General features: G+C 65.3%; 23 protein-coding genes. 18 read left to right on the top strand and 5 right to left on the bottom strand.

Annotated features, from left to right (window positions below):
• The first annotated feature begins 8 nt into the window (after nt 1-8).
• The 11 genes from V7066_RS01840 (at nt 9) to V7066_RS01890 (ending at nt 7,161) form a co-directional block, all read left to right on the top strand.
• Complete coding sequence (locus tag V7066_RS01840) at nt 9-140, top strand: hypothetical protein (RefSeq protein WP_334181551.1); 132 nt, start codon at nt 9-11, stop codon at nt 138-140.
• Nucleotides 140-745 carry a cytochrome c oxidase assembly protein gene (locus V7066_RS01845; protein ID WP_334181552.1) on the top strand — a complete coding sequence of 202 codons (606 nt, stop codon included), beginning with the start codon at nt 140-142 and terminating at the stop codon, nt 743-745. Before V7066_RS01840 ends, V7066_RS01845 begins: the two co-directional genes overlap by 1 nt.
• A gap of 87 nt (nt 746-832) precedes the next feature.
• Nucleotides 833-1,654 carry a cytochrome c oxidase subunit 3 gene (locus V7066_RS01850; RefSeq protein ID WP_334181553.1) on the top strand — a complete coding sequence of 274 codons (822 nt, stop codon included), beginning with the start codon at nt 833-835 and terminating at the stop codon, nt 1,652-1,654.
• Between the two features lie 96 nt (nt 1,655-1,750).
• Complete coding sequence (locus tag V7066_RS01855) at nt 1,751-2,317, top strand: SURF1 family protein (RefSeq protein WP_334181554.1); 567 nt, start codon at nt 1,751-1,753, stop codon at nt 2,315-2,317.
• 103 nt (nt 2,318-2,420) lie between these two features.
• Entirely contained in the window at nt 2,421-3,821 is a 1,401-nt protein-coding gene (gene thrC / locus V7066_RS01860; RefSeq protein ID WP_334181555.1) for a threonine synthase, read from the top strand.
• A complete protein-coding gene (locus tag V7066_RS01865; RefSeq protein ID WP_334181556.1) occupies nt 3,821-4,732 on the top strand; it encodes a class I SAM-dependent methyltransferase in 912 nt (303 codons plus the stop codon). Before thrC ends, V7066_RS01865 begins: the two co-directional genes overlap by 1 nt.
• A gap of 11 nt (nt 4,733-4,743) precedes the next feature.
• A complete protein-coding gene (locus V7066_RS01870) occupies nt 4,744-5,115 on the top strand; it encodes a dihydroneopterin aldolase (protein ID WP_334181557.1) in 372 nt (123 codons plus the stop codon).
• Nucleotides 5,116-5,118: 3 nt separating this feature from the next.
• A complete protein-coding gene (locus tag V7066_RS01875) occupies nt 5,119-5,445 on the top strand; it encodes a Rossmann fold domain-containing protein (protein WP_334181558.1) in 327 nt (108 codons plus the stop codon).
• A gap of 8 nt (nt 5,446-5,453) precedes the next feature.
• Nucleotides 5,454-6,473: a GTP 3',8-cyclase MoaA gene (moaA, locus tag V7066_RS01880; protein WP_334181559.1), complete on the top strand. Its 1,020-nt coding sequence runs from the start codon at nt 5,454-5,456 to the stop codon at nt 6,471-6,473.
• Between the two features lie 3 nt (nt 6,474-6,476).
• Nucleotides 6,477-6,713, top strand: coding sequence for a MoaD/ThiS family protein (locus V7066_RS01885; RefSeq protein WP_334181560.1), 237 nt, complete (start codon nt 6,477-6,479; stop codon nt 6,711-6,713).
• Nucleotides 6,670-7,161, top strand: coding sequence for a molybdenum cofactor biosynthesis protein MoaE (locus V7066_RS01890; protein ID WP_334181561.1), 492 nt, complete (start codon nt 6,670-6,672; stop codon nt 7,159-7,161). Before V7066_RS01885 ends, V7066_RS01890 begins: the two co-directional genes overlap by 44 nt.
• 42 nt (nt 7,162-7,203) lie before the next feature.
• Here V7066_RS01890 and pyk read toward each other — a convergent pair whose 3' ends face one another.
• On the bottom strand, nt 7,204-8,688 hold the full coding sequence (pyk, locus tag V7066_RS01895) for a pyruvate kinase (RefSeq protein WP_334181562.1): 1,485 nt from the start codon (nt 8,686-8,688) through the stop codon (nt 7,204-7,206).
• Nucleotides 8,689-8,767: 79 nt separating this feature from the next.
• Here pyk and V7066_RS01900 point away from each other — a divergent pair, with 79 nt between their 5' ends.
• A complete protein-coding gene (locus V7066_RS01900) occupies nt 8,768-9,079 on the top strand; it encodes a DUF1244 domain-containing protein (protein WP_334181563.1) in 312 nt (103 codons plus the stop codon).
• Between the two features lie 24 nt (nt 9,080-9,103).
• On the opposite strand, the gene sugE is transcribed toward V7066_RS01900, so the two are convergent.
• Nucleotides 9,104-9,421, bottom strand: a complete 318-nt coding sequence (sugE, locus tag V7066_RS01905; RefSeq protein WP_334181714.1) for a quaternary ammonium compound efflux SMR transporter SugE — start codon at nt 9,419-9,421, stop codon at nt 9,104-9,106.
• Nucleotides 9,422-9,702: 281 nt separating this feature from the next.
• On the opposite strand from sugE, the gene V7066_RS01910 reads away from it, so the two are divergent.
• The 4 genes from V7066_RS01910 to ruvA all read left to right on the top strand — a co-directional run bounded on the left by V7066_RS01910 (nt 9,703) and on the right by ruvA (nt 12,063).
• Complete coding sequence (locus V7066_RS01910; RefSeq protein WP_021232392.1) at nt 9,703-9,939, top strand: DUF2312 domain-containing protein; 237 nt, start codon at nt 9,703-9,705, stop codon at nt 9,937-9,939.
• A gap of 179 nt (nt 9,940-10,118) precedes the next feature.
• A complete protein-coding gene (locus V7066_RS01915) occupies nt 10,119-10,883 on the top strand; it encodes a YebC/PmpR family DNA-binding transcriptional regulator (protein ID WP_334181564.1) in 765 nt (254 codons plus the stop codon).
• A 9-nt stretch (nt 10,884-10,892) separates the two neighbouring features.
• Complete coding sequence (gene ruvC / locus V7066_RS01920; RefSeq protein WP_132264722.1) at nt 10,893-11,369, top strand: crossover junction endodeoxyribonuclease RuvC; 477 nt, start codon at nt 10,893-10,895, stop codon at nt 11,367-11,369.
• 85 nt (nt 11,370-11,454) lie between these two features.
• Nucleotides 11,455-12,063 (top strand): Holliday junction branch migration protein RuvA, encoded by a 609-nt coding sequence (gene ruvA / locus V7066_RS01925; protein ID WP_334181565.1) that lies wholly within the window; start codon nt 11,455-11,457, stop codon nt 12,061-12,063.
• A 41-nt stretch (nt 12,064-12,104) separates the two neighbouring features.
• On the opposite strand, the gene V7066_RS01930 is transcribed toward ruvA, so the two are convergent.
• Nucleotides 12,105-12,485, bottom strand: coding sequence for a GIY-YIG nuclease family protein (locus V7066_RS01930; RefSeq protein ID WP_334181566.1), 381 nt, complete (start codon nt 12,483-12,485; stop codon nt 12,105-12,107).
• A 95-nt stretch (nt 12,486-12,580) separates the two neighbouring features.
• Between V7066_RS01930 and ruvB the strand changes: the two genes are divergently transcribed.
• Both ruvB and V7066_RS01940 read left to right on the top strand, forming a co-directional pair.
• Nucleotides 12,581-13,615 carry a Holliday junction branch migration DNA helicase RuvB gene (gene ruvB, locus V7066_RS01935; protein ID WP_147220701.1) on the top strand — a complete coding sequence of 345 codons (1,035 nt, stop codon included), beginning with the start codon at nt 12,581-12,583 and terminating at the stop codon, nt 13,613-13,615.
• Between the two features lie 239 nt (nt 13,616-13,854).
• A complete protein-coding gene (locus V7066_RS01940; protein ID WP_334181567.1) occupies nt 13,855-14,745 on the top strand; it encodes a PEP-CTERM sorting domain-containing protein in 891 nt (296 codons plus the stop codon).
• Nucleotides 14,746-14,923: 178 nt separating this feature from the next.
• On the opposite strand, the gene acnA is transcribed toward V7066_RS01940, so the two are convergent.
• Both acnA and V7066_RS01950 read right to left on the bottom strand, forming a co-directional pair.
• A complete protein-coding gene (gene acnA / locus V7066_RS01945) occupies nt 14,924-17,596 on the bottom strand; it encodes an aconitate hydratase AcnA (RefSeq protein WP_334181568.1) in 2,673 nt (890 codons plus the stop codon).
• A gap of 171 nt (nt 17,597-17,767) precedes the next feature.
• Nucleotides 17,768-18,667 carry a DMT family transporter gene (locus V7066_RS01950; protein ID WP_334181569.1) on the bottom strand — a complete coding sequence of 300 codons (900 nt, stop codon included), beginning with the start codon at nt 18,665-18,667 and terminating at the stop codon, nt 17,768-17,770.
• Between the last annotated feature and the right edge of the window lie 86 nt (nt 18,668-18,753).

Raw genomic sequence — 18,753 nt, forward strand, 5'->3', positions numbered from 1 at the left:
ATCGCAGCATGAACGACGCCCAGCAGCCCGATCCCCGCACGCCCGAAGAAATTCGCCGCAGTCGCAATCGGGTGCTGGCGCTGAGCCTCGCGGGCTTCGTGGTGCTGGTGTTCTTCATCTCGATCGCGAAGATGGGCTGATGGCCGAGGCGGTCTCCCCAGCCGCGAGCCTTTCGCGCCGCAGCAACCGGCGCGTCGCTTTCATCGCCCTGTCGATGGCTCTGCTGATGCTGGGCCTCGGCTATGCCTCGGTCCCGCTTTATCGCATGTTCTGCCAGGTGACCGGCTACGGCGGCACCACCCAGCGCGCCGACGAAGCCAAGGCGGCAGGCGTGCAAGTGACCGACAAGACCATGTCGATCCGCTTCGACGCCAATGTCGAGCGCGGCATGCCCTGGGAGTTCAAGCCGCTCCAGCGCACCGACACGGTGACCATCGGCGAGCGCGACATGGCGCTTTTCTGGGCGAAAAACGACTCCGACAAGGTCATCACCGGCACTGCCAGCTTCAACGTCGAGCCGGAGCAGGCCGCGCGCTACTTCAACAAGATCCAGTGCTTCTGCTTCACCGAACAGACGCTCCAGCCGGGCGAAGCGGTGAAGATGCCGGTGATCTACTACGTCGATCCGGCGATCCTGAACGATCCCGACAACAAGGACGTGGAGCAGATCACGCTCAGCTATACCTTCCACGTCACCAGCGTCTCGGATGCAAAGACGCTGGACCACGGCGGCGCGGGCGGTTAAGTCCCGGTACGGGATACAAATCACGGGGGGAGCATTACCCCACCGGAAGAATCGAACACGGAAGTCGAGAACGGGGACGAAGGCACCATGGCCGGTACAAAGAATCACGATTATCACATTCTTCCGCCGGACATCGCGCCGCTGGCGACCACCATCGGTGCCCTGACCTTCACTTCGGGCATGGTCCTGTTCATGCACGACATGGCGGGCGGCAAGTTCGTGCCCTGGCTGGGCCTCGCGATCCTGCTGGCCTCGATGTTCATGTGGTTCTCCAAGATCATCAAGGAAGCCCATGCGGGCGACCACACGCCGGTCGTTCAGCTTCACCAGCGCTACGGCATGATCCTGTTCATCGCCTCCGAGGTGATGTTCTTCGTCGGCTGGTTCTGGGCCTTCTTCGATTTCTCGCTGTTCCCCTCGACCATCGCCGAGGTGGTCGGCGGACAGTGGCCGCCCAAGGCGATCGAGGCGGTGATGGACCCGTTCGACCTGCCGCTGCTCAACACCCTGATCCTGCTCTGCTCGGGCACCACCGTCACCTGGGCGCACCATGCGCTGATCCACGGCGATCGTGACGGGCTGAAGAAGGGCCTCTGGGCGACGATCCTGCTCGGCCTGCTGTTCTCCAGCATTCAGGCCTACGAGTACATCCACGCCCCGTTCCCCTTCGGCCAGAATACCTACGGCTCGGCGTTCTACATGGCGACGGGCTTCCACGGCTTCCACGTCATCGTCGGCACCATCATGCTGATCGTCTGCCTGAAGCGCGCCTACAACGGCGATTTCACGCCGCGCCAACACTTCGGCTTCGAGGCGGCGGCCTGGTATTGGCACTTCGTCGACGTGGTCTGGCTGTTCCTTTTCGTCGCCATCTACGTCTGGGGCGGCTGGGGTTATCCGACCCACTGAGCGCCGGACAGGCCTCGATATCGGAAGGTTCGAATAAGGGCAGCCGCGTAATCCGCGTCTGCCCTCTTTCGTTTTCAACGCCCCCCAGGAGCAGTCATGCGCCGAATTCCCGTTATCGCCACGCTGCTCGTCCTCGTCGCCGTGGGTTTCATGATCGCGCTCGGGTTCTGGCAGCTTGGCCGCCTTCGCGAGAAGGAAGCGCTGCTGGCGCACTATGCGGGGGCGCAGCATCAGGCAAAGGAAGTCGACTGGCCGCGTGACGCCAAGGGGCAGGCGGATTTGCTCTATCGCCACGCCCGGCTCGATTGCGCGGCGGTCACCGGCCATTCGAGCATCGCCGGGCGCAATGCCAAAGGCGAATCGGGTGCGGCGCAGACTGCCGACTGCACTCTGGCGGACGGCACCAAGGCGCTCGTCGTGCTCGGCTGGTCGCGGCTGCCGATGGCGGCGGGCGGCTGGTCGGGCGGCGAGGTCCAGGGCGTGATCGCCCCGGGACCGAGGCTGGTGGCTGCCCCGCCGCTTGCGGGGCTGGAGGCCAATGCCATTCCCGATCCCGCCGAAATTCCCAACAACCACTTCGCTTATGCGGTGCAATGGTTCGTCTTCGCGGCGACGGCACTGGTGATCTACGGGCTGGCGCTGAGGAAGCGGCGGGCGACTTGAGCCGCGATCCGGCATTTCGCTTCGCGGGGCTTTAGGAATTGTTCTTGCCAAACCCCAACGACAGGCTTTTCATTTCGCGCCCCTGCGGCTAACCGCGCGGGTTATGGACTACATCAGCACCCGCGGCAGCGCACCGGCGCTCGACTTCGAAGGCGCCACGCTCGCCGGTCTCGCATCCGACGGCGGCCTCTATGTGCCGCGTGAGTGGCCGCGCTTCTCGGCCGAAGAGATCGCCGCCATGGCGGGCCTGCCTTATGCCGAGCTGGCCGCGAAGATCATGTTCCCCTTCGTCGAGGGCAGCCTGACCTATGACCGCCTGCTGGAACTGACCACGCAGGCTTACGGCCGCTTCGCCCACAAGGCGGTGACCCCGCTCAAGCAACTCGACGAGCAGCAGTGGGTGCTGGAACTGTTCCACGGCCCGACGCTGGCGTTCAAGGATGTGGCGCTACAACTGCTGGGCCTGCTGTTCGAGGAATTCCTCGGCCGTTCGGAGCGTAACCTGACGATCGTTGGTGCGACTTCGGGCGACACCGGCTCGGCCGCGATCGACGCGGTGGCCGGGCGCGCCAAGGTCGATATCTTCATGCTGCACCCCAAGGGCCGCGTGTCCGACGTGCAGCGCCGGCAGATGACCACGGTGCTGGCGCCCAACGTCCACAACATCGCCATCGACGGCTCGTTCGACGACGCGCAGGCCACCGTGAAGCGCATGTTCAACGACAAGGCGATGACCGACCGCTTCGCCATCGGCGCGGTGAACTCGATCAACTGGGCGCGTCTGATGGCGCAGGTGGTCTATTACTTCGCCGCCGGACTCCAGCTGGGCGCGCCGCACCGCAAGGTCGCCTTCTCGGTGCCGACCGGCAACTTCGGCGACGTCTTCGCCGGCTATGTCGCCGCGCAGATGGGCCTGCCGGTCGAGAAGCTGATCGTCGCCACCAACGTCAACGACATCCTCCACCGCGCACTGGCCGAGGGCGACTATTCGCAGGGTACCGTCACGCCGACCGCCGCGCCGTCGATGGACATTCAGGTCTCGTCGAACTTCGAACGCCTGCTGTTCGACCTGAACGGCCGCGACGGCAAGGCGCTGGCCGAGCAGATGGCCGGGTTCGAAGCGACCAAGGCCATGCAGCTTACCAATGCGCAGCGGGAAGGCGCTTCGGCACTGTTCACCTCGGCCCGCACCGATGCCGACGAGATGGCACAGGCCATCCGCTGGGCCTGGGAAAACTGCGGCGAGCTTATCGATCCGCACACTGCCTGCGGCCTCTTCGCTGCCCGCACTGCCGGGATCGATGCAAGCATTCCGGTCGTCACGCTGGCAACCGCGCATCCCGCCAAGTTCCCCGATGCCGTCGAACGCGCCACCGGCCAGCGCTCGGGCCTGCCCGCGCGCGTCGGCGACCTGTTCGAGCGTGAAGAGAAGTGCGTCGACCTGACCGGCGACTACGATTCGATCGCCGAGTTCGTGGCCCAGCATGCGAGCCCGAAGATCTGATGGCACGTCTGGAAACCCAACCCGTCATCCTCGCCGGAGAGGGCTGGGACGATTACGGCCTTGTCGACTCGGGCCACGGCCGCAAGCTGGAGCGCTACGGCGACTATCGCTTCGTGCGCCCCGAACCGCAGGCGATGTGGACCCCGCGCCTCGAAAACTGGGACGCGCACGGTGAATTCGTGCCCGGCTCGGACGAGGACGGCGGCGGCAGGTGGCTGTTCGACAAGCCGGTGCCGCGCGAAGGCTGGCCGCTGGCGTGGAACGAAGTCAGCTTCACCGCGCAGTGCACCCCGTTCCGCCATCTCGGTTTCTTCCCGGACATGGCGCCGGTGTGGGACTGGATGCGTGAAATGCTCGCGGACAAAGCCGACGCCAATACGCTGAACCTGTTCGGCTATACCGGCGTCGGCACGCTGGCGCTCTCGGCGCATGGTCCGGTCACGCATGTCGATGCCTCGAAGAAGTCGGTCGGTCAGGCGCGCGAGAACGCAGCGCTTGCCGGGCTGGAGGATCGCCCGGTCCGCTGGTTGATCGACGATGCCGCCAAGTTCACTGCGCGCGAAGTGCGCCGGGGCAAGCGCTATGACGGCATCATCCTCGATCCGCCCAAGTTCGGCCGCGGTCCGACCGGCGAAACCTGGCGTCTGGAGGAGAATCTTCCCGCCCTGCTCGCCGATTGCCGCCAGCTTCTGGATGCTGACAGCAAGTTCCTGTTCCTCACCGTCTACGCCGTGCGCATGTCGTCGCTGGCGCTGGCCGGGCTGATGGAAGAGCTGTTCCGTGACCTGCCCGGCACCATCGAGCACGGCGACCTCTCGGTGCGGGAAGACGTCCTTCGACAAGCTCAGGATGAGCGGGAAGGCCGCCTGCTGCCGACAGCAATTTTCGCACGCTGGCGCAATAACGGCTAAAGGCGCGCTCCATGACCGATTCGCTCACTCTCGAAGTCGCCGATTTCGAACACGATGTTCTCACCGGGATCTACTCGGAAGAGACCGGCAAGCCGCAGCCGCTTCGCTTCACCATCCAGGTGGCGATGAAGCCGATCGACCGCTACACGCCCGATACGCCGCTGACCGAAAGCAAGAACTACATGGACCTCAAGTTCGCGGCCAGCGATGCGCTGCCGCAGGGTGTCCATTTCAAGCTGATCGAGGCGGTGGCCGATCACGTCTGCGAGACGCTGTTCCTCCAGGATGCGCGGATCACGGCGGTGACGGTGAAGATCGTCAAGCTTGCCATCGCCGAGGCGGGCGAGAAGATCGGCATCACGCTCACCCGCCAGCGCCGCTGAGCCATGATCCTGCGCGTCGGACCCTTGGCGGGAAACCCGCTCGACGCCGCCGCGCAGTTCCATGCTGAAGTGCTCCCGCAAGTGCGCGAGCTGCTGCGGGAGCAGGAAGACCTGACGCTCGTCTTCGCACCGGCCGATCACGAGCACCATGGCTGGCGTCTGGCCGTGGTCCAGGCGCTTGCGCGGGACCATGCTCCCTGCCGCGTCAATGCCGTTGCGGGCGTGTCCGAGGATGCCGTTGTCGCCGCCACCGACTGGCTGACCCTGGCCCCAGGCATGACCGGCCAATACCTTCGGCTTGATGGGCAGGGCGCGGGGACCGTGCTATAGCGGCAGCAATGAGCATCGCATCGCCCCTTGTGGATCAGTTCCGGCGCCGCATCTCCTATTTGCGGCTCTCGGTGACCGATCGGTGCGACTTGCGCTGTGCCTATTGCATGCCGGAACGCATGACCTTCCTGCCGAAGAAGGACGTGCTCACGCTGGACGAACTGCACCGGCTGTCGCTCGGCTTCATCGCGCGCGGCATCACCAAGTTGCGCCTTACCGGCGGCGAACCGCTCGTCCGGCGGGACATGATCGAACTCGTCCGCGCGCTTGGCCGCAAATTGGGGGCCAATGAAGGTGGGGGAGGTCTGGAAGAACTGACCCTCACCACCAACGGCACCCGGCTTGCAGAATTCGCCGATGACCTGTTCGCGGCCGGGGTCCGGCGCATCAACGTCTCGCTGGATACGCTCGATCGCGCGCGGTTCGAGACGCTGGCCCGGCGGGATTCGCTGCCGCAGGTCCTGGAAGGGCTGGCGGCGGCCAAGGCGGCGGGGCTGAAGGTCAAGATCAACACCGTGGCCCTGAAGGGTATCAACGAAGCCGAAATCCCCGAGATCGTTGCCTGGACCCATGCACAAGGGTTCGATGCGACGCTGATCGAGGTCATGCCGCTGGGCGAAGTGGAGGAAGATCGCTTCGATCATTACCTGCCGCTTTCGGCAGTGCGCGCGGATCTCGAAAGGCGCTGGCAGCTGACCCCGAGCGGGCATCGCACGGGAGGCCCCGCGCGCTACTTCGACGTGGCCGAGACCGGCGGCAGGCTGGGCCTCATCACGCCGCTCACGCAAAACTTCTGCGAGGGCTGCAATCGCATTCGGGTGACGGCCACCGGGCGGCTCTATGCATGCCTCGGCGGCGAGGAGCAGGTTGACCTGCGCGCCGCGCTGCGCAGCGAGGATCCCGAGGCGGCGCTCGACCGGGCGCTGGACACGGCGATGCGGATCAAGCCCGAACGGCACCATTTCGCCATAGACCGCGCGGGCGCGCAGCCTGCGCTGGCGCGGCATATGTCGATGACCGGCGGCTGATCGATGGCGCTCACCCTCGTTTTTCTGGGACGGCTGGAAGACATTGCCGGATCGGGCACACGCGCAGTGTTGCCCGCCCCATCGCTGGCGGCGGTCATCGCCGGGCTGGAGCCGGACCTTGCCAAGGCCCTTCGCGGGCCGCGCATTCGCTTTGCCGTGAATGGAACCCTGGTGCAGGGGGACCCACTGCTTGCCGATGGCGACGAGATCGCCTTTCTGCCCCCGGTTTCGGGAGGCTGAGGTGCCTGGCGACGTGCTCCTGCTCACCGAACCGTTCGACCCCGCCGAAGCCCTGCGGAGCTTTACCGCAGCCCTTCCGCAGGCGGGCGGCATCGTCAGCTTTCTGGGGCAAGTGCGCGAAGGCGGGGGCGTGGAGGCGCTCGAACTCAGCCACTATGCGCCGCTGACGCTGCCGGCGATGCAGGAACTGGCCGAGCGGGTGCGCGGGCGCTGGTCTCTCGACGGGCTGCTGGTGATCCACCGCAGCGGTCTGATGGTGCCGGGCGAGCCGATCGTGCTGGTCGCCGCTGCCGCACGGCATCGGCGCGATGCCTTTGCCGCCGCCGATTACGCGATGGACCATCTCAAGAGCGAATCGTGGTTCTGGAAGCGCGAGAAAGTCGCCGGGGAGTGGCGCTGGATCGAGCCGCGCACGCAGGATGTGGAAGACCTCGCCCGCTGGGCGTGAAAGGGAAGGGCGCAGCCGGTATCCCGGCCGCGCCCCTTATCCTCAGTTCGGCGTATCCAGCTCGTTGCCGGTCAGCGTCACGACATGCAGCAGGTTCGTCGACCCCGGCACGCCGAAGGGAACGCCTGCCAGCGCCACCAGACGGGTGCCCGCGGCGCCGAAGCCGTGGCGCAGCGCCATGCGCTTTCCCTTGGCAATCATCTCTTCGAAGCTGCCGATGTCCTTGGTGATGACATTGTGCGCGCCCCAGAGCAGGGCAAGGCGGCGGGCGGTATGCTGCGAAGGGGTGAGCACCAGCATCGGCGCGGCGGGACGCTCGCGGGCGACGCGGCGGGCCGAGCCGCCCGAGCCGGTGAAGACGATGATGCCCTCGATCGGCAGCGTATCCGCAATGGTCGCGCAGGAGGCCGAGAGCGCGTCGGCGGTCGTGGCGTCCGGCGGGGTCTGGGTGAGGTGGATGCGCTCGCGGTAGGTGGAGTCGGTTTCCACCTTCACGGCGATGCGGTCCATGATCGTCACGGCTTCCACCGGCCACTGGCCTGCCGCCGTTTCGGCCGAGAGCATCACCGCGTCGGCGCCGTCATAGACCGCATTGGCGACGTCGGAGACTTCGGCGCGGGTCGGCGAGGGGCTGGTGATCATCGATTCCAGCATCTGCGTGGCGACCACCACCGGCTTGCCGATGGCGCGGGTCTTGGCGATGATGTGCTTCTGGATCGGCGGCACTTCCTCGGGCAGGAGTTCCACGCCGAGATCGCCGCGCGCCACCATGATGCCGTCCGACAGTTCGATGATCCCGTCGATCGCATCGACGGCCGCCGGCTTCTCGATCTTCGACATCAGCGCGCAGGCCCCGCCGATCAGGCGGCGGGCTTCGGCGACGTCCTCGGGACGCTGGACGAAGGACAGGCCGATCCAGTCCGCGCCCTGCTCCACCGAGAAGGCGAGGTCACGGCGGTCCTTGTCGGTGAGGGCAGGCACCGGCACGATGGCGTCGGGCACGTTCACGCCCTTGCGGTCGGAGATGAAGCCGCCGACTTCGGCGGTGCAGAGGATCGAATCGGCTTCCGGCTTGATGACCACGAGGCGCAGCTTGCCGTCGTCGATCAGCAGGCGCTGGCCCTTCTGGAGAATGCCGAAGAGTTCCGGATGCGGCAGGCAGACGCGGTTTTCGTCACCCGGCGCGGGATCGCGATCGAGCGTGAAATGGGCGCCGTGGCGAATGAAGACCTTGCCTTCCGCAAAAGTGCCGACGCGCAGCTTGGGACCTTGCAAGTCGCAGAGGATCGCCACGGGACGCATCAGGTCCTTTTCGACCGCGCGGATGTTGGCGATGGTTTCGCGGTGGGTGTCGTGGTCGCCGTGGCTCATGTTGACGCGGAAGGCGTCGGCCCCGGCCTTGAGCAGCTTGGCGATCGTCTCCTTGTCGCGGCTGGCCGGACCGAGCGTGGCGAGGATTTTTACCTTGCGCTGGCGCTTGATCCCGCGGTGATGCGGCGAACGGCGAAACGGAGGGGTGGTTGCCAAAATCTGTCTGCCTCTCTTTCGATATTTCGCCGACATATGGCAAAGGCGGCATGACAAACCAAGGACGAACGGTAGAAAAATGAACGGAAACGACCAGATCGATCAGCTTGACGACGCCGTGGCCGCCGCAGCCTTCCGTCGGCTGGTGCGGCACCTGCAGAATCGCCACGACGCCCAGAACATCGACCTCATGGGCCTGGCCGGATTCTGCCGCAACTGCCTGGCCGACTGGATCCGCGACGCGGGCTTCGAAGGCGACAAGGCTGCCGCGCGCGAAGTGATCCACGGCATGCCCTTCGGCGAATGGAAGCAGGCCTATCAGGCCGAGGCTACTCCCGAGCAGATCGCGCGGATGGAGGAAAGCCTGAAGAAGAACGGCGGCGGGCACTGAAGCGCGCCGTGAAACGCGCGGGTATCAGGAACTCGCGAGCTTCATCAGCACCAGCCCCGCCAGGATCAGTCCGGCTGCGGCGAGGCGCATGGCGCCTGCCGTCTCGCCCAGCACGATGATTCCGAAGAGGAAGGCGCCCAGCGCGCCGATCCCGGTCCAGACCATGTAGGCGGTGCCCAGCGGCAGCACGCGCATCGACCAGGAAAGCAGGCCGAAGCTGGCTAGCATCGCCAGGATCGTGATCACGCTCGGCCAGAGCCGGGTGAAGCCGTGCGACTGCTTCATCGCCGAAGCCCAGACGACTTCGAACAGGCCGGCGATGACGAGAACGATCCAGGGCATGGCAGCAGACGGAACAGCAGGCATTCAAGGCAACCTTTTTCAAGCGGGTTGCCGGGCCGTCCCGGTCTTGAGGCTCCGCCATGCCTGATCCTGCGCGGCGGAGGCGGGAACGTGGTCGCCGCCCGGGCCTCATAGGAAAAGCGAGCGAAAGAGGCAATGCGCCGGGTTTTCCCGTTCTACGCACAGGATTTCCACAGGCGGCGGCTTTGCCCGAATCCGGGACTGCCGCTATCAGCGCCCGCCATACCGATTCACTAGATATTTTTCCGGAGCATTACCCGATGGCCGAAACCACCGACGATCGCCTGCGCCTGCTGATCGAGCGCGTCGAGCGCCTCGAAGAAGAAAAGAAGGGCATCTCGGACGATATCCGCGACGTCTACAACGAGGGCAAGGCGGTCGGCTACGACGTCAAGATCATGCGCCAGATCGTCCGCATCCGTAAGATGAAGCCGGACGACCGCCGCGAAATGGACATGCTGCTCGACACCTACAAGACCGCTCTCGGCATCGACTGAGAACGCGTTTCGGGAAATGCCTCTCGGGGCATTTCCCGGCGCCTGACCGCCCCTCACCGGGCGGTTGCCCTTGGGTGCCGCGCTGTTGTAAGGCGCGCTGCCGCCTTACCTGGCGCATATCATTCACCCGGACTCGCGAACCTGCGGCGCAGGCGCACGAGCGGAGCAAGAGCGGACCCATGGCAGGCCATTCCAAATTCAAGAACATCATGCACCGCAAGGGTGCACAGGATAAGAAGCGCTCGGCGCAGTTCAGCAAGCTCAGCCGCGAAATCACCGTGGCCGCCAAGATGGGCATGCCCGATCCGGACATGAACCCGCGCCTGCGCGCCGCCGTCAACGCGGCCAAGGCGCAGTCGATGCCCAAGGACAACATCCAGCGCGCCATCGACAAGGCGAGCAAGGGTGATGCCGAGAACTACGAGGAAGTGCGCTACGAGGGCTACGGTCCCGGCGGCGTCGCCCTCATCGTCGAGGCACTGACCGACAACCGCAACCGCACCGCCACCAACGTGCGCACCGCCTTCTCCAAGAACGGCGGCAACCTCGGCGCCTCGGGCGCGGTTTCGCACGGGTTCGAGCGTCTCGGCCTGATCGAGTACCCCGCCAGCGTGGGTGACGAGGACAAGGTCCTCGAAGCCGCCATCGAAGCCGGTGCCGACGATGTCGAGAGCGATATGGGCGACGGCGACGAGAACCCCGGCAGCCACCAGATCTGGGTCTCGGTCGATTCGCTACACGAAGTCGCCCGCGAGCTGGAAAAGGTCCTGGGCGAAGCCGAGGGCGTGAAGCTGGCTTGGAAGCCCAACCTCAGCGTCGATGTCGATGCCGACACCGCCGGCACGCTGATGAAGCTGGTCGACACCCTGGAAGACGACGACGACGTCCAGACCGTCTGGGGCAACTACGAGATCTCCGACGAAGTCATGGCAAAGCTCGGCTGAGCTGAAACGATGATCATCATCGGGCTCGATCCGGGCCTGACCTGTACGGGCTGGGGCGTGGTCGCCAAGAGCGGCAGCCGTCTCAGCCACGTCGCCAACGGGCAGATCCGCACCGATGCCAAGGCGGGCATGGCCGAGCGCCTGGTCGAACTCGACGCGGCGCTGACCGACGTGATCCTCCTCCACCGCCCCGATGCGGGTGCGGTGGAGGAAGTCTTCGTCAACGTGAACCCGCAGTCGACCTTGAAGCTCGGGCAGGCGCGCGGCGTCGCCATGCTGTCGATCGCGCGGGCCGGGTTGCCGGTGGCGGAGTATTCCACCAAGGTCATCAAGAAGGCGCTGGTCGGCACCGGCGGCGCCGACAAGAAGCAGATCCAGCACATGCTGAAAGTGCTGCTGCCCGGCGTGAAGCTGGCGGGCGAGGATGCCTCCGACGCGCTGGCCGTTGCCATCACCCATGCCAACATGCTCGGAAGCCACCGCTGATCCGGTGCCGAGGCGCGCATGCATCAACAGCCGATGATCTGACGGGGCTGGCGTGGCGCGACCGTTCCTGCCATAGGAACAAACCATGATCGCCAAGCTTACAGGTCTGCTCGACGACACCGGCCCGGACTGGGCCATCATCGACGTCAACGGCGTCGGTTATCTCGTCCATTGTTCGGCGCGCACGCTCGACCACCTCGGCATTCGGGGCGACAAGGTCGTCGTCCATACCGAGATGCAGGTTTCCGAGACCGACCAGCGCCTGATCGGATTCACCAGCGGGGCGGAGCGCAACTGGTTCCGCCTGCTGACGGCGGTTCAGGGGGTCGGCTCGAAAGTCGCGCTGGCGATCCTCTCGGCGCTGACGACCGAGGAATTGCAGCGCGCCTGCGCGGGCGGCGACAGCGCCATGGTCGCACGCGCCAACGGCGTCGGACCGAAACTGGCGAGCCGCATCGTCAACGAACTCAAGGACAAGGCGGGCGGCATGCCCACCGCACCGGGCGCGCCGGGCCTTGCTTCCGCTGCCGCACCGGTTGGATTTTCCAGCGCCGATGCGGTTTCCGCGCTCCAGAACCTCGGCTTCAAGCCTGCGGTCGCCAGCATGGCGGTGGGCAAGGCGGTGGAGGAACTGGGTGAGGATGCGGGGCTGAACGACCTCGTACGCGTCGCGCTGAAGAAGGCCGCGGGGTGAACCGTCCCTCCGCCCTGGCAAAACGTCATCCTGAACTTGTTTCAGGATCCATCCATCGGTTTGCCCGGAACCATCGACGGCAGGCCCAGCCCGGTCGCCAAATCCTTCCACTTCGGGTTTTCGGCATCGATGAGGTTGATCTTCCACTGCCGATGCCAGCGCTTCAACTGCTTCTCACGCAGGATGGCCCGTTCCATGTCGCCAAACAGTTCGAAATGGACGAGGCGGTGGACTTCGTATCGCTGCGTGAAACCGGGCAGGGTATCGTTTCGGTGCTGCCACAACCGACGGAGAAGGTTCGAAGTCACGCCGATGTAGATCGTGCCGTAGTGCCCGCTCGCGAGGATGTAGATGCAAGGCTGGCGTTCGTCCCGCATGGCGCAGAGTGTGCGGCGCGATGGATGCTGAAACAAGTTCAGCATGACGGGATTGCCAAGATTTCACCTACCATGCCCGCCAAACACCATCGTCACCCTGAACTCGTTTCAGGGTCCATTTCTCGCCAGATGCCGAACCTATGACCGACAACCCCATCCTTACCTCCACCCGCCAGCCCGAGGATGCCGACGCGGCGCTTCGGCCCAAGACGCTGGCCGAATTCGTCGGGCAGGCGGCGGCGAAGGACAATCTTCGCGTGTTCATCGAAAGCGCCAAGTCGCGGCGCGAGGCGATGGATCATACGCTGTTCTTCGGCCCTCCGGGCCTCGGCAAGACCACGTTGGCGCAGATCGTCGCGCGCGAACTGGGCGTGGGCTTCCGCGCCACCAGCGGGCCGGTGATCGCCAAGGCGGGCGATCTTGCCGCGCTGCTGACCAATCTCGAGCACGGCGACGTGCTGTTCATCGACGAGATCCACCGCCTCAATCCGGTGGTCGAGGAAGTGCTCTACCCGGCGATGGAGGACCGCGCGCTCGATCTCATCATCGGCGAGGGGCCGTCGGCGCGCTCGGTGCGGATCGATCTGCCGCCTTTCACGCTGGTCGGCGCGACGACGCGGCAGGGCCTGCTCCAGACTCCGCTGCGCGACCGTTTCGGCATTCCGGTGCGGCTTCAGTTCTACACCGTGGAGGAACTGGAAAAGGTCGTCACGCGCGGCGCCGGGCTGCTCGGTATCGGCATGGACAAGGGCGGGGCGACGGAGATCGCCCGCCGCGCGCGCGGCACGCCGCGCGTGGCGGGGCGCCTGATGCGCCGCGTGCGCGACTTTGCGCATGTCGCGGGCAGCGACGTCATCACCCGCGAGATCGCCGACGATGCGCTGACGCGGCTGGAAGTCGATTCCATCGGTCTCGACGCGCAGGACCGGCGTTACCTCAAGATGATCGCCGGAATCTACAAGGGCGGACCCGTGGGCGTGGAGACGCTGGCGGCCGGTCTGTCCGAACCGCGCGACACCATCGAGGAAGTGATCGAACCTTATCTGATCCAGCTCGGCCTGATCGCCCGCACCGCGCGGGGGCGTTGCCTCAACGATCACGGCTGGCAGCACCTCGGCATGACTCCGCCGAACGGAGGTCCTCAGGGCGGGCTTTTCGATTCGGACGGCGACTGAACGGGCGTGATTTTCGCGCAACAAACTGTCGGGCGCGTTTACAGATGGGCCGTCCGATAGTCCCGCTTCGGTACAGCTTGCGTTTGCCTTTCGAAAACCGGCGTTTTTTCTGCGTCGGAGCTGTCGAATTCCGGGAAAAGCCATTGTTCCTTTAACCGCTCTCTGCGTTTGTTCGATTCAAGTCGGCTCCGATGTTTCCAACCGGGAATTGGCCGAGCAGAACGAAGAGAGAAACGATCATGTCGGTTCGGATGGCCCTCGCTAAATTGTCTGCCTGCGCAGCGGGCTGCGCCATCATCGGCGGCGGCGCGGTTCATGTTGCCGAGACGCAGAGCAAGACCGTCGAGTATCGCAAGGTCAAAATGGCCAAAGTCGCCAAGCCGGTGCGTCCGGCCAAGCGCCTGATCCCCAAGGACCCGCCGCGCGAGGTGAAGCGCGCGCGCCGCATCATCGAGCGTCCCGACGTACCGCAGACGGCCTATGTCCCGCTGCCGCCTGCCTATGTTCCGCCCGCACCGGCCCCGGTCTACGCCGGTGGCGGCGGCGGCGCGCCGGCGGTGATCGGTGGTGGCGGCGGTGGTTTCGGCGGCTTCGGTGGGGGCTTCTTCGGAGGGTTCTTCGGCGGCGGCGGCTCGGGCGGCGGCAATGTCATCATTTCCTCGACTTCCAGCGGCGGCTCCACGTCGAGTTCGTCCTCGACCGGCGGCTTGACGACCACGGGCGGTTCGACCTCCACGTCCAGTTCCACGGGCGGTCTGACGACGACCACCACCGGCGGCTCGACCTCGACCTCCAGCTCGACCGGCGGCCTGACCACCACGACAACCACGGGCGGCATCACCTCGACGACGACATCTTCGAGTTCGGGTGACGTTTCGACGAGCACGAGTTCGTCGGGTTCCTCGTCGACGTCCTCCTCGACCTCGTCGAGCAGTTCCTCGTCGAGTTCGACGTCTTCCTCGACCTCCAGCTCTTCGTCGACGTCTACATCTTCGGGCGGCGATAATCCGCCGCCGCCACCACCTCCTCCGCCGACCGACGTTCCGGCGCCGCCGATGCTGATCCTGTTCGGCGCGGCAGCTGCGGCGGTGGTCGGCCGCCAGCGCCTTGCGCGCAGGAAGTCGGCTTAGAAACGCACCAACCCACGAGCCGCGCATGGCGGCTGGGTTGGAGAAAGGGGTGAGCGTCGGGGGGCGCTCACCCCTTTTTCGTGCGTGAGTCTCGCGGTGCCGATCACCCGCCCAAAGAAAAACCCCGCCCCGCGCGAACGCGGGACGGGGTTTTTTCCGAGCCTTTACGGCTGGCTTGTTAAGCGGCCAGCTTGCGCAGCACGTACTGCAGGATGCCGCCGTTGTTGAAGTATTCCACTTCGTTGGCGGTATCGATGCGGCAGAGTGCGGTGAAGGTGAAGGTCGAACCGTCCGGACGGGTCACTTCCACTTCCACGTCCTGGCGCGGCTTCAGGTTGGCAACGCCCTTGATCGTGAAGGCATCGTCGCCGGTCAGGCCCAGGGTCTGGCGGGTATCGCCATCCTTGAACTGCAGCGGCAGCACGCCCATGCCGACCAGGTTCGAACGGTGGATACGCTCGAAGCTCTCGACGATCACGGCGCGGACGCCCAGCAGGTTGGTGCCCTTGGCCGCCCAGTCGCGCGACGAACCGGTGCCGTACTCCTTGCCGGCCACGACCACCATCGGCGTGCCCTGCTCCTTGTACTTCTGCGCCACGTCGTAGACCGGCAGAACCTCTTCACCGAAGCGGCTCATGCCGCCTTCGATGCCGGGGACCATTTCGTTGCGGATGCGGATGTTGGCGAAAGTGCCGCGCATCATGACTTCGTGGTGACCACGGCGCGAACCGTAGGAGTTGAAGTCCGCCTTGGCGACCTGGTGCTCCATCAGCCACTGGCCTGCCGGGCTGTCGGCCTTGATCGAGCCGGCCGGCGAGATGTGGTCGGTGGTGATCGAATCGCCGAGGATCAGCAGGGGCTTCGCCTCGATGATGTCGTGCACCGGCGCCGGGGTCATTTCCAGGCCTTCGAAGTACGGCGGGTTGGCGACGTAAGTCGAACCGGCGCGCCACGAGTAGGTTTCCGAACCGACGACGTTGATCGCCTGCCAGTGCTTGTCGCCCTTGTAGACGTCGGCATAGCGCGCCTGGAACATCGGGCGGTCCATGCAGGTGGCCATGGTTTCGGCCACTTCGTTGTTGGTCGGCCAGATGTCCTTGAGGAACACGTCGGTGCCGTCCTTGCTGACGCCGATCGGGGTGGTGGTGAAGTCTTCCACCACGGTGCCCTTCAGGGCGTAGGCGACGACCAGCGGCGGCGAGGCCAGGAAGTTCGCGCGCACGTCCGGCGAGACGCGGCCTTCGAAGTTGCGGTTGCCCGAGATCACGGCGCTGGCGACCAGGCCGTTCTCGTTGATCGCCTTCGAGATCGGTTCGGCGAGCGGGCCCGAGTTACCGATGCAGGTGGTGCAGCCGTAACCGACCAGGTTGAAGCCGATGTTGTCGAGGTGCGACTGCAGACCGGCCTTGTTCAGGTAGTCGGTGACGACCTGCGAACCGGGGGCGAGCGAGGTCTTGACCCAGGGCTTGGGCTTCAGGCCCAGCTCGTCTGCCTTCTTGGCGACGAGGCCGGCGGCGACCAGCACGCTCGGGTTCGAGGTGTTGGTGCAGCTGGTGATGGCGGCGATCATGACGTCGCCGTCACCGATGTCGAAGTCCTTGCCTTCGACGGGAACGCGCTGGGCCGACTTCTTGTAGGTCTCGGCCATGTCCTTGTTGAACACGTCGTCGACGTCGGGAAGGGCAACCCAGTCCTGCGGACGCTTCGGACCGGCGAGCGAAGGCACGACGGTCGAGATGTCGAGTTCGAGGGTCGACGAGAAGATCGGATCGGCAGCGCCGGCTTCCATCCAGAAGCCCTGTTCCTTGGCGTATGCTTCGACGAGGGCGATCTGCTCTTCCTCGCGGCCGGTGAGGCGCAGGTAGTCGAGCGTCTTGTCGTCGATGCCGAAGAAGCCGCAGGTGGCGCCGTATTCGGGAGCCATGTTGGCCAGCGTCGCGCGGTCGGCCAGCGACAGCGAGGCCAGGCCGGGGCCGAAGTATTCGACGAAGCGGCCGACGACGCCGTGCTTGCGCAGCATCGAGGTGCAGGTGAGGACGAGGTCGGTGGCGGTGACGCCTTCCTTCAGCTCGCCGGTGAACTTGAAGCCGACGACTTCGGGGATCAGCATCGAGACCGGCTGGCCGAGCATCGCGGCTTCCGCCTCGATACCGCCGACGCCCCAGCCCAGCACGCCCAGGCCGTTGACCATGGTGGTGTGGCTGTCGGTGCCGACGCAAGTGTCGGGATAGGCAACGGTTTCACCGTTCTGGTCTTCGCTGGTCCACACCGACTTGGCGATGTTTTCCAGGTTCACCTGGTGGCAGATGCCGGTGCCCGGGGGAACCGCGTAGAAGTTGGCGAGCGACTTGGAGCCCCACTTGAGGAAGTCGTAGCGCTCCATGTTGCGCTGGTATTCGATCTCCACGTTCTCTTCGAACGCCTTGGGGTGACCGAATTCGTCGACCATGACCGAGTGGTCGATCACGAGGTTCACGGGGACCAGCGGGTTGATCTTGCTGGTGTCGCCGCCGAGCTTGGCGATCGCGTCGCGCATGGCGGCAAGGTCGACCACGCAGGGCACGCCGGTGAAGTCCTGAAGCAGCACGCGCGCGGGGCGGTACTGGATTTCCTCACCGGTGGTGGGGTTCTTCTGCCAATCGACCACCGCCTGAACGTGGTCGGTCGAGACGGTGAAGCCGCCGTCTTCGAAGCGCAGCAGGTTCTCCAGCAGCACCTTCATCGAGAAAGGCAGGCGGCTGATGTCGCCGAGCTTTTCGGAAGCCTTCTTGAGCGAGTAGTAGGCGACATCCTTGCCGCCGACGGTCATGGTGCTGCGGGTACCTAGCGTATCCTGTCCGACCTGGGTCATTTGGGTATTATCCCCTTCTGTATGAGCCTGAAACGAAGGAAGCGCGGCTATTCCGAAACCGTCTAGCCCTGGTCTCGGAAATCATCGCCGTGCTGCATCGCGACAAGCGGATTCTTCGGCCCCGCCGATGCGCGCTCGCGGCCCTCAGGTCAAGGGGGGCATACGTGGTGACTAGGACTCGATTTTTGCGTTTCTTGCACCTGTCCAACAGCCGATAACGATCAGTATCGTGCCAGCAACAGTCGCGAGATCGAGCCGTTCGCCGAACATCAGCCAACCCAGCAGCGCGGCCCAGAAGAAGCCGGTATATTCGATGGGCAGCAGTACCTGGGTCTCGGCGCGGGCATAGCCCCAGGACAGGAACAGCAGGGCGGCGGTCGCCAGCGCCGCTCCGGCCAGCACCAGCAGCAGGCTGTGCCGATCGGGCATGACCGCGAGCCATGGAGAAAAAACCAGGAAAATCAGTGTTACTAGCAAGTTCTGGAACTGGGCGATCTCGACCGGGCGGGCCAGCAGCGCCTGCTTGCGCTGGAGCACGAGGTTGATCGCATAGAACACGGCGGAGAGCAGGATGGCCGCGGTGCCCTCGATCGTCTGGCCCGAATAGGCTCCCGATCCGAAGCGTCCGGCGGCGATCACCAGCACGCCGCAGATGCCGAGCAGCGAGGCGACCACGGCGCGCGGCCGGATCTTTTCGCCGAGCAGGAGCGCCGCGAAATAGAGCGCGATGATCGGAGAAACGAAGGAAATCGCGATTCCCTCGGCCATAGGAATTCGCACGAGGCCATAGAAAAACAGTGCGGCCATGGCCGAAGTGATCGCGGCGCGCAGGGCATGGACCTTGAGCACGCCGCGCGAAGGCAGGGGCCTGCCCGCCATGAGCCAGAGCGGAAGCGTCAGAATCGTGCCGAAGAGATTGCGCAGCAGCAGCGCGGTATAGACGCCGATCGCGAGTCCGGCGCCCTTGATCGTCGCATCCATGGCGCTGAACGTGGCGATGCCCGCGATCACCGCCAGGATCGGCAGGACCGCCGGGGAAGCGTGCGGATGGGGGGCGGCGGCTGCGCTCATCAGACCCTGCCTCTCGCCGTCCGTGTGTCTGCGTGCAAGCATCAATGCAGGCAATTCATCGCAGGGACAGGCGAAATCCTTGAAAC

It is taken from the genome of Novosphingobium sp. (assembly GCF_036820275.1).
Taxonomy (GTDB): domain Bacteria; phylum Pseudomonadota; class Alphaproteobacteria; order Sphingomonadales; family Sphingomonadaceae; genus Novosphingobium.

What these genes read in the sequence shown, in the direction of transcription:
- V7066_RS01840 (WP_334181551.1), top strand. Translation starts at nt 9, where the DNA reads ATGAACGACGCCCAGCAGCCCGATCCCCGCACGCCCGAAGAAATTCGC.
- V7066_RS01845 (WP_334181552.1), top strand. Translation starts at nt 140, where the DNA reads ATGGCCGAGGCGGTCTCCCCAGCCGCGAGCCTTTCGCGCCGCAGCAAC.
- V7066_RS01850 (WP_334181553.1), top strand. Translation starts at nt 833, where the DNA reads ATGGCCGGTACAAAGAATCACGATTATCACATTCTTCCGCCGGACATC.
- V7066_RS01855 (WP_334181554.1), top strand. Translation starts at nt 1,751, where the DNA reads ATGCGCCGAATTCCCGTTATCGCCACGCTGCTCGTCCTCGTCGCCGTG.
- thrC (WP_334181555.1), top strand. Translation starts at nt 2,421, where the DNA reads ATGGACTACATCAGCACCCGCGGCAGCGCACCGGCGCTCGACTTCGAA.
- V7066_RS01865 (WP_334181556.1), top strand. Translation starts at nt 3,821, where the DNA reads ATGGCACGTCTGGAAACCCAACCCGTCATCCTCGCCGGAGAGGGCTGG.
- V7066_RS01870 (WP_334181557.1), top strand. Translation starts at nt 4,744, where the DNA reads ATGACCGATTCGCTCACTCTCGAAGTCGCCGATTTCGAACACGATGTT.
- V7066_RS01875 (WP_334181558.1), top strand. Translation starts at nt 5,119, where the DNA reads ATGATCCTGCGCGTCGGACCCTTGGCGGGAAACCCGCTCGACGCCGCC.
- moaA (WP_334181559.1), top strand. Translation starts at nt 5,454, where the DNA reads ATGAGCATCGCATCGCCCCTTGTGGATCAGTTCCGGCGCCGCATCTCC.
- V7066_RS01885 (WP_334181560.1), top strand. Translation starts at nt 6,477, where the DNA reads ATGGCGCTCACCCTCGTTTTTCTGGGACGGCTGGAAGACATTGCCGGA.
- V7066_RS01890 (WP_334181561.1), top strand. Translation starts at nt 6,670, where the DNA reads ATGGCGACGAGATCGCCTTTCTGCCCCCGGTTTCGGGAGGCTGAGGTG.
- V7066_RS01900 (WP_334181563.1), top strand. Translation starts at nt 8,768, where the DNA reads ATGAACGGAAACGACCAGATCGATCAGCTTGACGACGCCGTGGCCGCC.
- sugE (WP_334181714.1), bottom strand. Translation starts at nt 9,421, where the DNA reads ATGCCCTGGATCGTTCTCGTCATCGCCGGCCTGTTCGAAGTCGTCTGG.
- V7066_RS01910 (WP_021232392.1), top strand. Translation starts at nt 9,703, where the DNA reads ATGGCCGAAACCACCGACGATCGCCTGCGCCTGCTGATCGAGCGCGTC.
- V7066_RS01915 (WP_334181564.1), top strand. Translation starts at nt 10,119, where the DNA reads ATGGCAGGCCATTCCAAATTCAAGAACATCATGCACCGCAAGGGTGCA.
- ruvC (WP_132264722.1), top strand. Translation starts at nt 10,893, where the DNA reads ATGATCATCATCGGGCTCGATCCGGGCCTGACCTGTACGGGCTGGGGC.
- ruvA (WP_334181565.1), top strand. Translation starts at nt 11,455, where the DNA reads ATGATCGCCAAGCTTACAGGTCTGCTCGACGACACCGGCCCGGACTGG.
- V7066_RS01930 (WP_334181566.1), bottom strand. Translation starts at nt 12,485, where the DNA reads ATGCTGAACTTGTTTCAGCATCCATCGCGCCGCACACTCTGCGCCATG.
- ruvB (WP_147220701.1), top strand. Translation starts at nt 12,581, where the DNA reads ATGACCGACAACCCCATCCTTACCTCCACCCGCCAGCCCGAGGATGCC.
- V7066_RS01940 (WP_334181567.1), top strand. Translation starts at nt 13,855, where the DNA reads ATGTCGGTTCGGATGGCCCTCGCTAAATTGTCTGCCTGCGCAGCGGGC.
- acnA (WP_334181568.1), bottom strand. Translation starts at nt 17,596, where the DNA reads ATGACCCAGGTCGGACAGGATACGCTAGGTACCCGCAGCACCATGACC.
- V7066_RS01950 (WP_334181569.1), bottom strand. Translation starts at nt 18,667, where the DNA reads ATGAGCGCAGCCGCCGCCCCCCATCCGCACGCTTCCCCGGCGGTCCTG.